Below are 13,684 nucleotides of genomic sequence, written 5' to 3'. Positions count from 1 at the left end.
GCTTAAGCAAGGCGATACAGCGCATCGCTTACCGCATTAAACAGCCTGTCAAGTTCGTCAGGCTGAGCAGAAAACATCGGACCAAACTGCAGCGTGTCGCCGCCAAAGCGAACATAGAATCCCGCCTTCCATAACAGCATGCCCGCTTCAAAAGGGCGCAGCGTGGCATCACCTTCACGCGGCGCCAGCTGAATCGCCCCGACCAGCCCGCAGTTGCGAATATCCACCACGTGCGGACAACCGCGCAGCGCGTGGAGCTGCTGTTCAAACAGCGGTGCCAGCTCAGCCGACTGCGCTATCAGCGACTCCTTTTCCAGCAGGTCAAGCGTGGCGATAGCCGCTGCGCAGGCGACCGGATGGGCGGAATAGGTATAGCCATGCGCAAACTCCACCGCATGCTCTGGCAGCGGCTGTGACATATAGGCGTGATAGATTTCGCTGCTGGCGGCCACGCCCCCCAGCGGGATGGCGCCGTTGGTGATCTGCTTGGCAAAGTTAAGCAGATCCGGCGTCACGCCAAAGTACTCTGCGCCGGTCCAGCGTCCCATGCGGCCAAAGCCGGTGATCACCTCATCAAAAATCAGCAGGATGTTGTGCTGCGTGCAGATCTCACGCAGGCGCTGCAGATAACCCCGTGGCGGAATGATGGCTCCGGCGGAGCCGGAAAGCGGCTCAACAATCAGCGCGGCGATGTTTGACGCATCGTGCAGCTCAATCAGTTTCAGCATCTCATTGGCCAGCGCCTCGCCGCCGGTTTCAGCCTGACCCGGCGTGAAGGCGAGGTCGCTTTGCAGCGTATGCGGCAGGTGATCCACATCCATAAACTGACCAAACATTTTGCGGTTGCCGCCAATGCCGCCGAGGCTGGTGCCGGCGATGTTCACACCGTGATAACCGCGGGCGCGACCGATCAGTTTGGTTTTAGCCGGCTGGCCTTTGGCGCGCCAGTAGCCGCGCGCCATTTTTACCGCGGTGTCTGCCGCTTCAGAACCGGAGCCGGTGAAAAAGATATGGTTGAGATCGCCCGGCATGTACTGCGTGATACGTTCTGCCAGCTGAAACGAGAGCGGATGGCCATACTGAAAGCCGGGGGAGTAATCAAGCACGCCGAGCTGCCGGCTTACCGCCTGCTGGATCTCACTGCGCGTGTGGCCAGCGCCACAGGTCCACAGCCCTGACAGACTGTCATAAATGTGTCGCCCTTGATCATCGGTAAGCCAGCGTCCCTCCGCTGCCACGATAAAGCGCGGATCGCGCTGGAAATTACGATTGGCGCTGGAGGGCATCCAGTGCGACTGCAGGTTCAGGGAAGCGGTATCTATGCGTTCGGACATGGCGGGTTCTCCAGAGTGTATAGCCAGAGTTTGCAATCAGGCATCGGTTAAGTTAAATGCTAATTAACTTAAGTTTAGTCAGCGGAAAACTCACCTGAATGAAACCTAAAACCCTGGCGCAGGTTACCGATTTCGATCTGCGTCTGCTGCGGCTGTTTAAAGTCGTTAGCGAATGCGGCAGCTTTACGGCTGCCGAGAGCAGGCTGGGCATTACCCGTTCGGCGATCAGCCTGCATATGAGCGATCTGGAGAAGCGTCTCGGGATGCGGCTCTGTCAGCGCGGAAGGGCGGGATTTGCCCTGACGGATGAGGGGCGCGAGATCCTGCGCCACAGCGCCAGCCTGATGGCGGCGGTTGAGGATTTTCGCCAGCAAATAAATCAGATGCATAAACAGCTGCGCGGTGAACTTAATATCGGCATTATCAATAATCTGGTGACGCAGCCGCGTATGCAGATTACGCAGGCGCTGGAAGCGTTACGCGAAAAGGGTGCGGAAGTCCGCATTAATATCAGTATGCTTACGGCCGCTGATATTGAGCAGGGTTTGCTTGACGGACGTCTGCACGTGGGCGCGCTGCCCTATACCGCGCCGGTGTCGGGCCTGGTCTATACGCCGCTCTATGAAGAGATCTCCTGTCTTTACTGCAGCAGTACGCACCCGCTTTTCAGCCAGGCGCATGAGGCGGATCCAGCGGTGCTGCATCGCTATGAAGCGATAGCGCCTGGCTACCGTCTGAGCGCGGAAGCCGCTGCCCTGCATCGGTCACTTAACTGTACGGCCACAGCCTCTGACCGGGAAGGTATCGCTTTTCTGATCTTAACCGGACGCTATATCGGCTTTCTGCCCGATCACTATGCGGCACGCTGGTGTGAGCTGCAGCAGATGCGTGCAATTGCGCCTTCGCGGCTGCGCTTCGGCAGCCAAATCGCGATTGTGACCCGGCAGGGAGAGCGCCGGAATGCCATTCTGCAGCATTTTCTGGCAGCAGCAGGCGCGGAAAATGAAGCTGCCACACTATCATAATTACAACATACTATTAGTTGATCAACTAACTCGTTCAGCTTCAGTGTCGGCTGGTCCGATCGGGCATTCGTCGTGGCATGTTTCACAGCGAGGATAAGACGGTATGAAGCAGGGCAGCATTGCGCTGCCTTGCAGAGAGGTTATGCCCGTACAGGCTCACCGCGCACCGGGCGCTCGCCGGCAACATAGTAGTCGGCAGTGCTGCGTGGCAGCGGATCGCGACCGCGAATGTTATCCGCAATCTTCTCGCCAATCATAATGGTTGTCGCATTCAGGTTGCCGGTGATGATCAGCGGCATGATGGAGGCATCGACCACGCGCAGCCCCTGCAGGCCATGCACGCGACCTTCACCATCGACCACGGTCATCTCATCGCTGCCCATTTTACAGGTGCCGCAAGGGTGGTAAGCGGTTTCACCGTGGTTACGCACAAACTCATCCAGCTGCTCATCGGTCTGGCAGTCGATTCCCGGACTGATTTCGCGACCGCGATATTTATCCAGCGCCGGCTGGTTGATGATTTGACGCGTAATGCGAATCGCATCGCGGAACTCATGCCAGTCCTGTTCATGCGACATGTAGTTGAACAGAATGGCCGGATGGCGGCGCGGATCGCGTGATTTGATCCGCACGTGACCCCGGCTTGGCGAACGCATAGAGCCAACATGGCACTGGAAGCCGTGCGCTTCAACCGCGTTAGAGCCGTTGTAGTTAATGGCAACCGGCAGGAAGTGATACTGGATGTTAGGCCAGTCGAACTCTTCCCGGCTGCGAATAAAGCCGCCGCCTTCAAACTGGTTGCTGGCGCCGACGCCGGTACCGTTGAACAGCCATTCGGCGCCGATTTTCGGCTGGTTCCACCACTTCAGCGCCGGATAAAGAGAGACCGGCTCTTTGCACTCATACTGCAGATACATCTCCAGGTGGTCCTGCAGATTCTCACCCACGCCGGGCAGGTCGTGCACGACCGGAATATCAAACTGCTGCAACAGCTCTGCCGGACCGACGCCTGAACGCTGCAGGATCTGCGGCGAGGCGATGGCGCCAGCGCACAGCAGTACTTCACGTCGCGCATAGACCGTTTTCGGGGTGTTACTGCCGCCCTCAAGGTATTCAACGCCGGTCGCGCGCTTGCCGTCAAACAGAATGCGATCGGTGGTCGCATGGGTAATGATCTTCAGGTTCGGACGTTTCTTCGCGGTATCAAGATAGCCGCGTGCCGTGCTGGAACGGCGGCCTTTTGGCGTAACAAAGCGATCCATCGGGCCAAAGCCTTCCTGCTGATAGCCGTTCAGATCGTCGGTGCGCGGATAACCCGCCTGCACGCCTGCTTCAATCATTGCCGCAAACAGGACGTTGTTATCCGGCTTACAGGTGGTGATGCTGACCGGACCTTCGCCGCCGTGATAGTCATTTGCGCCGATATCACGCGTTTCTGACTTGCGATAGTAGGGCAGGCAGTCGAGATAGCTCCACTGCTCAAGACCGGGCGCTTTGGCCCAGTTGTCGAGATCCATCGCATTGCCGCGGATATAGCACATGCCGTTGATCAGCGAAGAGCCACCCAGCCCTTTACCGCGCCCGCACTCCATGCGGCGGTTATTCATATAAGGTTCCGGCTCGGTCTCATACGCCCAGTTGTAGCGCTTACCCTGCAGCGGGTAAGCCAGGGCCGCAGGCATCTGAGTGCGGAAGTCAAAGCGGTAATCGGGACCACCCGCCTCCAGCAGCAGTACGTTGACATTGCTATCTTCGGTCAGACGGGTAGCCAGTACGTTTCCTGCGGATCCGGCTCCGATAATGACGTAATCAAATTCCATTAGTCGCTCCTCAGGTAAGCTCAATTAAAATACTGACTGAAAACGGGTCATTTCGATCTGCACCGATTTAACCTGGGTGTAATTCTGCAGCGTCATCACGCCGTTTTCACGGCCGATGCCGGAGTGCTTATAGCCGCCTACCGGCATTTCAGCGGCGGATTCACCCCAGGTGTTGATCCAGCAAATACCGGCTTCAATCTGGTGAATAACGCGGTGCGCGCGGTTAAGATCCTGCGTGACCACGCCCGCGGCCAGACCATATTCGGTGGCATTAGCGCGACGCACGACCTCTTCTTCGCTCTCATAGGTGAGAATGGACATTACCGGGCCAAAAATCTCTTCCTGTACGATGGTCATTTCGTCGCGGCAGTCGGTAAAGACGGTTGGTTCAACCCACGCGCCCTGATCAAATTCAGCGCCGCTCATGCGCTTACCGCCGCACAGCAACGTAGCCCCTTCGCTGATGCCCGATTCGATATAGCGCATTACGTTGTCGCGATGGGCAAAGCTCACCAGCGGACCAAAGTTCGTGGCCGGATCGGCGAGGTCGCCCGCTTTGATACGCGCCACGCGTTCGCTGATTTTGGCCTCGAATTCCGCTTTTACCGCTGTAGGAATAAAGACGCGGGTGCCGTTGGTGCAGACCTGACCGGAGCTGTAGAAGTTTGCCATCATGGCGATGTCAGCAGCGAGGTCGAGATCGGCATCATCAAAGATAATCAGCGGAGATTTACCGCCCAGCTCCATCGTGACATCTTTCAGTGTCGAGCCGGCAGCGTTTGCCATCACTTTCTTACCGCTGGCCACGCCGCCGGTGAAGGAAACTTTGTCGATACCAGGATGATCGGTCAGCAGCTGACCGGTCACCGCACCGCGTCCGTTCAGCACGTTGAAAACACCATCCGGCACGCCGGCCGCGGTGTAGATCTCAGCCAGCTTCAGCGCGGTCAGCGGAGTGACTTCACTGGGTTTGAAAATCATGGCGTTACCCGCAGCCAGTGCCGGTGCCGATTTCCACAGCGCAATCTGGATGGGATAGTTCCACGCGCCGATCCCGGCCACCACGCCGAGCGGTTCGCGGCGGGTATAGACAAAAGAGGTGTCGCGCAGCGGGATCTGCTGGCCTTCCAGTGAAGGGATCAGCCCGGCATAGTACTCCAGTACATCAGCACCGGTGACAATATCTACCGCCTGGGTTTCGCTGAACGGTTTACCGGTGTCCAGCGTTTCGAGTTCCGCCAGTTCGTCATTACGTTCACGCAGGATCTCCACCGCACGCCGTAAGATGCGCGAGCGCTCCATCGCCGTCATCGCAGCCCAGATTTTCTGGCCTTTTTTCGCGGCTTCAACGGCGCGATCGACATCCGCACGCTCAGCTTCATGGACTTCTGCCAGCACATCGCCATTAGCAGGGTTGATACTCTGGAAGGTGTTACCTGCTGCAGAGGGGACAAATTTGCCATCAATGTAGAGGTGCTGTTCGGTGAATCGGGACATGGTTTCTCCTTCCTCAGTGATTCGGTGAGTCAGCCAGTTGCTGACGAATAAATTGGGTGGTAAGCGTTCTGGCAATCGCTAAATCAAAGGGCTTGCCACTCAATGCGGCACGCAGCCACAAGCCATCAATCATAGAAGCCAAACCGTAAGCTGCCAGTCGGGCCTGCTCGCGCGGCATTTCCCGGCGAAACTCTGCAGCCAGGCTGGAGAACAGGCGGCGACTGCTGACCCGCTCTAACCGGCCCAGCTGCGGCTGATGCATGCTGCTTGCCCAGAAGTCGAGCCACGCTTTCATGGCGGCACTGTGCAGCTGGGTATCATCAAAGTTACCTTCCACAATGGCCAGCAGGCGCGCTTCGGTGCTGGCGTCTGCCAGCGGTTTAAGCCGCATGGAAACGGCTTCGCGCAGCTGGCGCGTGACATCACGCATGGTGGCTTCGAGCAGGCCATTTTTATCTTTGAAATAGTGACTGATGATGCCGGTAGAGACGCCAGCCCGTCGGGCAATTTGCGCGATGGTGGCGTAGTTAATCCCTACGTCGTTGATGGTATCAAGCGTCGCATCAATCAGTTGCCGGCGACGTATCGGCTGCATTCCTACCTTTGGCATCACTACCGCTCCACCTCAAATCGAGACCCCTATTAAAACTTTTTTTGATTGCACGTTCAATATAAAAAAGAAAGTTGTTAGGATGGTGTGCTTCGTTTGTTACAAAAGCCAAACGGTGAGCTACGCTTGGTAGCGATTTATCACCGTGCCCAACTAACGGAGGTAAAGCAGGGAGTACAACAACAAGATCAGCCACACTGATCGCATCAATTTATTGAGTAGTTACAGGAAATTAACCAGAGGTTATCGATGATTAATCCACCTGCCAGTGAAAAGGACAGAATTAATCCCGTGGTGTTCTTCACCTCGGCCGGACTGATTCTGACATTTTCACTTGTCACCATTCTCTATAGCGACCTTGCGGGCGCCTGGATCCAGACAGCGGTAAACTGGGTCTCAACCACGTTTGGCTGGTATTACATGCTGGCCGCCACGCTCTATATCGTTTTTGTGGTCTATATGGCCTGCTCGCGCTATGGCGCGATTAAGCTCGGGCCGGAGCAATCCAAACCGGAGTTCAGCCTGCTGAGCTGGTCGGCGATGCTGTTTGCCGCCGGTATCGGAATCGATTTGATGTTTTTCTCCGTTGCAGAGCCGGTGTCGCAATATATGCAGCCGCCGGAGGGGGCCGGACAAACCATGGAAGCGGCGCGTCAGGCGATGGTCTGGACGCTGTTTCACTACGGGCTGACCGGCTGGTCAATGTACGCATTGATGGGGATCGCGCTCGGTTACTTCAGCTACCGCTATAATCTGCCGCTCACCATTCGCTCAGCGCTCTATCCGATCTTTGGTAAACGCATCAATGGACCGATTGGCCATACCGTGGATATCGCTGCGGTAGTCGGCACCATTTTTGGTATCGCTACCACGCTGGGTATCGGGGTAGTGCAGCTGAACTATGGCCTGAAGGTGCTGTTTGACGTCCCTGAAGGACTGACCGCGCAGATGGCGCTGATTGTCCTGTCGGTGATCATTGCGACGATCTCCGTCACATCGGGCGTCGACAAAGGTATCCGGATCCTGTCTGAGCTGAACGTGGCGCTGGCGCTCGGCTTGATCCTGTTTGTGCTGTTTATGGGCAAAACGGACTTCCTGCTGAACGCGCTGGTGCTGAACGTTGGCGACTATATCAACCGCTTTATGGGGATGACGCTGAATACCTTTGCGTTCGATCGTCCGACCCAGTGGATGAACAGCTGGACGCTGTTTTTCTGGGCATGGTGGGTCGCCTGGTCGCCGTTTGTTGGCCTGTTTCTGGCGCGTATCTCACGCGGCCGCACCATTCGCCAGTTTGTGCTCGGCACGCTGATCATTCCCTTTACGTTTACGCTGCTGTGGCTCTCTGTATTCGGTAACGCCTCGCTGTATGAAATTATTCACGGCGATGCCGGCTTTGCGCAGGAAGTGATGGCGCATGCCGAACGCGGTTTCTACAGTCTGCTGGCGCAATATCCGGCGTTTAAACTCAGCGCGTCCGTTGCCACCATTACCGGGATGCTGTTCTACGTTACCTCAGCGGATTCCGGTTCACTGGTACTGGGCAATTTCACTTCAAAGCTCAAGGATATCAACAGCGATGCGCCTAACTGGCTGCGCATCTTCTGGTCAATTGCGATTGGGGTGCTGACCATGGGCATGCTGATGACCAACGGGATTTCTGCACTGCAGAACACCACGGTCATCATGGGGCTGCCGTTTAGCTTTGTGATCTTCTTTGTGATGGCCGGCCTGTGGAAATCGCTGAAGGTAGAAGATCATCGCCGCGCCAGTGCCGTGCGTGAAACCGCGCCCTATATTCCCTCAAGCAGCGATCGCCTGAGCTGGAAGAAGCGGCTGTCACGCCTGATGAACTATCCGGGTACGCGCTACACGCAGCGGATGATGGAAACGGTTATCTATCCGGCGATGGAAGATGTGGCGAAAGAGCTGGAGCTGCGCGGGGCGCACGTAATGCTGGAGAAAATGCCGGCTGAAGAGGGGCAGGCGCTGGGGCACCTTGAGCTGCGCGTTGATCTGGGTGAAGAGCAGAGCTTTATGTATCAGGTCTGGCCACAGCAATATTCAATTCCCGGCTTTACCTACCGCGCCCGCAGCGGTAAATCGCACTACTACCGGCTGGAGACCTTTTTACTGGAAGGAAGCCAGGGCAACGATTTGATGGACTACAACAAGGAGCAGGTGATTATCGATATTCTCGATCACTATGAGCGTCACCTGAACTTTATCCATCTGCATCGTGAAGCACCGGGCAGTAATCTGACCTTCCCCGAGATGTAACCCTCCGGGCAGCTGCGACCATGCAGCTGCCCGTTTTCTTTTCTCTCCGCCTCGCGCATTCCTGTCTGAGAGCTAGACTCACTAGCTGCTGTTAAGGGGAATTCTATGAAACTGGGTTTTGCGTGTAAGTATTTCGATCATGAGGCGAAGCAGCCTTTTCCATTCAAAAGCACCACCCGTACCCGCTTTCTGGGCATGCAGGGTGATGCGGCCGCCACGCTGCTAATTGGGCTGGCCCGTACTAACCTCACCAATCTTTATGCTCTGCTGGAACAGCTCGCCACGCTGCCTGATGCACTGCGCATGATGCGTATCGGCAGCGATCTGCTGCCGCTCTATACCGTTCCGCAGGCTACGCCACTCTACCGCGAGGCGATGCCGGAGCTGGCGCCGCTCTTTGCCCGCTGTGGCGAACTGGCGCGCGCCAGCAATATTCGGCTCTCGTTTCATCCCGGACAATATACCGTGCTGGCGTCTGATAATGAGGGGGTGGTGGAGCGTGCAATTGAGGATGTTGAATATCATGCCACCTGTGCCGTTCTGATGGGCTATGGACAGCGTTTTCAGGATTTTAAAATCAATATCCATATGAACGGCAAAAAGGGGTTTGCTGGTTTTCGCGATGCGTTTATGCAGCTCAGCCCTGAGGCGCGTAATATGCTCACGGTAGAGAATGATGAGGTTTCCTGCGCGCTGGATGATGTGCTTCAGGCGCGCGAGCTGTGCGCGGTGGTGCTGGATATTCACCATCACTGGGTAAAAGAGAATGCCTTTATCAAACCTGACGATGGCCGGATTGCACAGATTATCGACTCCTGGCGCGGCGTGCGTCCGGTGCTGCACTACTCGATTGCGCAGGAAGGATTGATCCCCGATAGCGGTTTTCCCGATCAGAACGCACTGGCAGCCTCCAAAATGAAGCTGCGCGCGCATTCGGACTACTTCTTTAATCAGACGCTAAACGACTGGGCGCTCTCGTTTGACCGGTTCGATATCATGTGCGAAGTCAAAATGAAAAACCTCGCCCGCGACCGGCTCTATTTCTATGCGCTGGAGCGCGGTGGTCACGCTACGGCGCCGTGATCACAATAGCGACGCGGCGGTTCTGCGCACGCCCCTGCGAGGTACTGTTGCTGGCAACCGGCACCCGCATACCCAGCCCGCGCGTCACAATATTCGCGCGCGGGACGCCGCTGCCGGCGGCCCACTGCTGCGCGACGGCATTGGCGCGTTTAAGTGAAAGCTGCTGATTATAGCCCGCTTCGCCGTAGTTATCGGTGTGACCGTCGATACGCAGATGCGTAATGCCGGTGGCTGCCAGCAGGCTTGCCGTGGAGGCGATGCGCTGTTTACTGGCCGCGGTAAGGTCTGACTCATTAATGCCAAACAGGATGCGGTTGGGTAATCCCAGCCCCCAGCCTTCGCTGTTCTGACTAAAGCCCTCCTGCTGCAGCGCTGCAACCTGGGCACGGGTAAAGCCGCCGGACTGGCAGCCCGCGCAGGTGAGTATCAGCGCCATCAGGCAACCATAGATTTTCACAGCCGATCCTTATTCAGTTTTTTGTTTTTATACATATGCAAATCTGCCCGCTCCAGCAGTGAGGCCACGCTGTCGCCAGACTGCGCCCAGGCGTAGCCGATGGTGACTGAGGTGGTAATAGTGCGGTCTTCACTGAGCGCGATAGGCTGGCGTACCGCATGCTGTATGGCATCCCGAAGTTCCTGCAGCCGGGCAGGGGTGGTGCGGCTGGTCAGGACCATTGCGAACTCATCGCCCCCCATGCGTGCAACCAGATCGCCCTCTGAGATCAGGCCAGCCAGGCGTTCAGCGGTGGCTTTCAGCACTTCATCCCCGGCAGCGTGTCCCCAGCTGTCGTTAATGCATTTAAAGCGGTCACCATCCAGAAACAGCAGCGCAAAGCGCGGCGGCGTTAACGGACGATCGAGCAATTGCGCCAGCCGCGCCACAAAAGCAGAACGGTTCGCCAGACCGGTAAGCGGGTCGGTCAGCGCTTTTTCTGCCAGCGAACGGTTATCACGCAGCAGCGATGCTTTCAGCGTCTGCATCTCACTCAGCAGCGCGTTCAGATCGCTGGAGAGCAGCTGAAACTCATTGATCGGCTCAGGCGGCACGCGCTGGGTAAAATCACCGGTGCGGATCACATAGTGAATGGCGCGCGTGATAGTGCGCATGGAGAGCAGAATGCCGCGATGGAGAAACTCGCTCAGCATAAAAGAGATCACCAGCACGCATAGCATGCCGCAGGTCAGGATCAGGATGGAGTAGTGGATAAACTCGCTGGCGCCATTCACCGTTCCGGCCAGCGTCAGGCTGCCGGCCCGGGTACCCGCGTGCTGTATATCAACAGTGACCGGACTGGCGTAGATCCACTGCCGCAGCTGTTTTTCATAGAAGCCGTTGTGCTCGCGGCGGTTGACCCAGTCAACCAGTACGGTATGGCTGGCGGTGACCAGCTGCGCCGACGCAAACATCTCTTTGTCACCCAGCATGGCAATCTTACTGTGCGCATCATAGCTGTCTTCAAATACCGTTGCCGCAGTAAGACTGGTGCTCAGCGTGGTTGCCGTCAGCGCCAGATTGCGGTTTTCGTAACGCTTAATAAAGTAGAGAGAGGTCGAGGTCATCAGCAGCCAGCACAGCAGCAGGATCACCGCCGCATTTATGGTGCTGATGCGGCGCAGGCGACCGCGCAGTGATGAACCCTGACGTTTTCTCAGTAAAAATTTCATCTTATTGGTTCTCTTTACGCGACAGCATCAGCACATCGGGACTGACTTTGACGCCGCTGCGTGCCAGTGAATCGAGATTCACCGAAAAACGGGTACGTTCCTCACCAAAAATCATACAGAAAGTGGCGCCGGTTGCGCAGTCAGGGTTATTTTCCGCCATGCTGAGCACCGCTTTATCAGGCATTGCTGCCAGAGCAGCGTGCTGCTGAGCCGGAGTTTCCGTGCCGAAATAGACCGCGTCGCAGTGCAGCGCGGATAACCTGCCAGCGCTGTCAGCGCGCACGACGCTGAACGGCGTGGCAGGCGGCGCGTCGGCTGATGAAAGCGTGAGGTGTCGGGCGGAGGCCAGGATGCAGAGCTGCGGCACCTGCACCGGAGGTGGCCAGCGGGTAAAACTCAGGATACCGCTGACAATGCGGTTAGCGCGATTGTCAGCGGCAGTATGCTCAGCGGCGTATGCCATCGGCCAGCTAAGCAGCACCAGCAGCGCAGGCAGTGCGCAGCACAGCCAAAGGCAGGATCCTTTTGAATACGGGGCAGGAAATCCTTTTATCTGCATGGCACTCTTCCTGGTCAGTAAAGCCGGGATAGTACCATTTACGCCATGAAATGCGTAACCAGTACGGGATGAAGCTTTTAAACCGGTCTATTGCCACCGCTCATTTGTAGCCACAGGTTGTGCGAGCCGCGACGTTAACTCCACGCCAGCGGGCGAACCGCGGCCAGGGTTTGCGGACAGACTCTGTTCAAATAGTCAAACATGCCCTGGGACAAAGCCGCCGTGCATTCAAGTAATCCGTTACTTCCCTGAAATTGATTCTGCCACTTGATAAGCAAAGAAGGCGAGTCAAAAATTGTTGGGTCAAATTTTGCCGCCTGAAGCATTAAAGCATGAGCGTAGGCGCGCAGTGGCAAAGGCGATTCTGTTTCTGTTCCAAAGTAAAAACTGGAAGAGAGGCGCGTAAATACTGCAGATATGCAGAGAAAATACTCTGCTTTGTTTCGCGGCGATGCATCTGCTATCCCATAAGCTTCTGTAACTGCCCGCGCATGTTGTTGCGTCAGTTGACTCCAGTACTCGTCAGGGTACAGCATAGGGCGAAAGTGCGCTTCCAGCTTAAATTCGGTGGCTTTATCGATCATTTTTTCAGTTGAGGACTTTGCTTCGGTTGCGTTGTCAAAAGCTTTACGGAACTTTCCCAGTTTGAGCAGGTCCAGCAATTTGCTTAACGTATTTTTCTGCTGTTCTGCCAGAAATGGAGTAAGAAACTGAGGAAAGTTGCGGCGAAACAGGTTTTCCGGGTTCATTTCAACCATTTTTAAGCAGTTTTGCGGCGTATCCATTTGATAAAAATGGTTCCAGACGGGGTTCAGCGGATCGGGCCTCAACATGCCGCGCATGGTATCAAGACTCATTAACAGAACCGGGCCGCCTGGATTCGCAGGCATCAACACGAGATTTACCGCATCACTCCCCTGCAGATTAACTTGTGTAGGTTCAGAGAGGGCACTGGTGCGGCTGAAGTGTTCAAAGCGCGTATAAGGCGTAACTTCTCTGCTCTGAAGATAGCGGTCATAGCTTTCCTGAGCGCGAGCGGCAATACTGGAATTTTCATGGTTCTCAGAAACTGTAAGATCAATTATTTGATGAAATAATGCATTTTTTTGCGACAATAAAGATGAGTCATGCGTTATAAGGCGAAGGAAATTTTCAATTGTTGCATGAGATAAGAGGTTCAGATTGCTGCCTGAGATATGTCTATTAGAATAAAACCACTCTTCCGTCAGCCTGTCGTGCCATTGCCTGATACTGGGATCTGAACAGAAAGGTTCTTTGCCAAAAACCTCAAGTATCGGTATGGCTGTGCTAATCAGCTGTTGCAAAGTGATATCCTGACGCGATAACTCATTGATAATTTCTCGCGCCAGCTGTTTTTTAAAATCAGCAAAGCGATTATCGATACTCTGTAATGCCGTTAATGGCGTTCCTTCTGGGTTATTATGATGATTAAAGAATAAATCGATATCTCTCTCTTCGTCAGAGAGTCTGGAAAAATCAAGCTGCATTGAACTATTTTTAAATATGGCCCAAGAAAGATTATGCCCTGTAATATCTCGTTTCCCAAGTGAGCTGTAGCTAAAATCAGCCTTTTCGAACATATCTTTGGGAATATATATGTTATCCAATTTCAGCTTGCGAAAATTGATATGCTTATCTTCAGTTAAAAGAGAGTCGGTTGCCGGGAGTTTTTTATGCTCGCGCAGAAGACGCGCTCGCTGATCGAGCGTGATTCTGAAGCTGCACAATTCTTCATAGCTATTTCGTCTGAAATCTGGTGTTCCACCGGCGTTAAATAAATTAACGGC

11 protein-coding genes are annotated in these 13,684 nt (G+C 55.3%); 3 read left to right on the top strand and 8 right to left on the bottom strand.

Annotated elements, in window-relative coordinates; genetic code table 11:
* Positions 1-2 precede the first annotated feature (2 nt).
* Entirely contained in the window at positions 3-1,334 is a 1,332-nt protein-coding gene (gene aptA / locus LAC65_RS17295) for an omega-aminotransferase AptA (protein ID WP_040113546.1), read from the bottom strand.
* 98 nt (positions 1,335-1,432) lie between these two features.
* Between aptA and LAC65_RS17290 the strand changes: the two genes are divergently transcribed.
* The gene (locus LAC65_RS17290) at positions 1,433-2,359 is read left to right on the top strand and encodes a LysR family transcriptional regulator (protein WP_040113544.1); all 927 of its coding nucleotides are present in this window, start codon (positions 1,433-1,435) and stop codon (positions 2,357-2,359) included.
* Between the two features lie 140 nt (positions 2,360-2,499).
* Here LAC65_RS17290 and betA read toward each other — a convergent pair whose 3' ends face one another.
* From betA to betI, 3 genes are read right to left on the bottom strand one after another with little or no spacing between them, the layout of a single operon-like run.
* Positions 2,500-4,179 carry a choline dehydrogenase gene (betA, locus tag LAC65_RS17285; protein ID WP_040113543.1) on the bottom strand — a complete coding sequence of 560 codons (1,680 nt, stop codon included), beginning with the start codon at positions 4,177-4,179 and terminating at the stop codon, positions 2,500-2,502.
* A 24-nt stretch (positions 4,180-4,203) separates the two neighbouring features.
* Positions 4,204-5,676, bottom strand: a complete 1,473-nt coding sequence (gene betB / locus LAC65_RS17280; RefSeq protein ID WP_040113541.1) for a betaine-aldehyde dehydrogenase — start codon at positions 5,674-5,676, stop codon at positions 4,204-4,206.
* Positions 5,677-5,689: 13 nt separating this feature from the next.
* Positions 5,690-6,286 (bottom strand): transcriptional regulator BetI, encoded by a 597-nt coding sequence (betI, locus tag LAC65_RS17275; RefSeq protein ID WP_040113539.1) that lies wholly within the window; start codon positions 6,284-6,286, stop codon positions 5,690-5,692.
* A 249-nt stretch (positions 6,287-6,535) separates the two neighbouring features.
* Between betI and LAC65_RS17270 the strand changes: the two genes are divergently transcribed.
* Together LAC65_RS17270 and LAC65_RS17265 are read left to right on the top strand one after the other, a co-directional pair.
* Positions 6,536-8,566 (top strand): choline transporter, encoded by a 2,031-nt coding sequence (locus LAC65_RS17270; RefSeq protein WP_040113536.1) that lies wholly within the window; start codon positions 6,536-6,538, stop codon positions 8,564-8,566.
* A 105-nt stretch (positions 8,567-8,671) separates the two neighbouring features.
* Positions 8,672-9,649: a UV damage endonuclease UvsE gene (locus tag LAC65_RS17265; protein WP_040113534.1), complete on the top strand. Its 978-nt coding sequence runs from the start codon at positions 8,672-8,674 to the stop codon at positions 9,647-9,649.
* On the opposite strand, the gene yfiB is transcribed toward LAC65_RS17265, so the two are convergent.
* From yfiB to LAC65_RS17245, 4 genes are all read right to left on the bottom strand, one after another.
* Positions 9,636-10,085 (bottom strand): outer membrane lipoprotein YfiB, encoded by a 450-nt coding sequence (gene yfiB / locus LAC65_RS17260; protein ID WP_040113887.1) that lies wholly within the window; start codon positions 10,083-10,085, stop codon positions 9,636-9,638. The two genes, LAC65_RS17265 and yfiB, sit on opposite strands and share 14 nt — an antisense overlap.
* A gap of 17 nt (positions 10,086-10,102) precedes the next feature.
* Entirely contained in the window at positions 10,103-11,317 is a 1,215-nt protein-coding gene (gene dgcN, locus LAC65_RS17255; protein WP_040113532.1) for a diguanylate cyclase DgcN/YfiN, read from the bottom strand.
* Position 11,318: 1 nt separating this feature from the next.
* Positions 11,319-11,798, bottom strand: a complete 480-nt coding sequence (gene yfiR, locus LAC65_RS17250) for a regulatory sequestration protein YfiR (protein ID WP_158530711.1) — start codon at positions 11,796-11,798, stop codon at positions 11,319-11,321.
* Between the two features lie 212 nt (positions 11,799-12,010).
* Positions 12,011-13,624 (bottom strand): hypothetical protein, encoded by a 1,614-nt coding sequence (locus LAC65_RS17245; RefSeq protein ID WP_040113529.1) that lies wholly within the window; start codon positions 13,622-13,624, stop codon positions 12,011-12,013.
* Between the last annotated feature and the right edge of the window lie 60 nt (positions 13,625-13,684).

It is taken from the genome of Pantoea eucrina (assembly GCF_020079945.1).
GTDB lineage: Bacteria > Pseudomonadota > Gammaproteobacteria > Enterobacterales > Enterobacteriaceae > Pantoea > Pantoea eucrina.
This window is presented reverse-complemented; position numbering and strand designations above follow the sequence as displayed.

Excerpts from the sequence above, each read along its gene's own strand:
- aptA (WP_040113546.1), bottom strand. The coding sequence starts at position 1,334 with ATGTCCGAACGCATAGATACCGCTTCCCTGAACCTGCAGTCGCACTGG.
- LAC65_RS17290 (WP_040113544.1), top strand. The coding sequence starts at position 1,433 with ATGAAACCTAAAACCCTGGCGCAGGTTACCGATTTCGATCTGCGTCTG.
- betA (WP_040113543.1), bottom strand. The coding sequence starts at position 4,179 with ATGGAATTTGATTACGTCATTATCGGAGCCGGATCCGCAGGAAACGTA.
- betB (WP_040113541.1), bottom strand. The coding sequence starts at position 5,676 with ATGTCCCGATTCACCGAACAGCACCTCTACATTGATGGCAAATTTGTC.
- betI (WP_040113539.1), bottom strand. The coding sequence starts at position 6,286 with ATGCCAAAGGTAGGAATGCAGCCGATACGTCGCCGGCAACTGATTGAT.
- LAC65_RS17270 (WP_040113536.1), top strand. The coding sequence starts at position 6,536 with ATGATTAATCCACCTGCCAGTGAAAAGGACAGAATTAATCCCGTGGTG.
- LAC65_RS17265 (WP_040113534.1), top strand. The coding sequence starts at position 8,672 with ATGAAACTGGGTTTTGCGTGTAAGTATTTCGATCATGAGGCGAAGCAG.
- yfiB (WP_040113887.1), bottom strand. The coding sequence starts at position 10,085 with ATGGCGCTGATACTCACCTGCGCGGGCTGCCAGTCCGGCGGCTTTACC.
- dgcN (WP_040113532.1), bottom strand. The coding sequence starts at position 11,317 with ATGAAATTTTTACTGAGAAAACGTCAGGGTTCATCACTGCGCGGTCGC.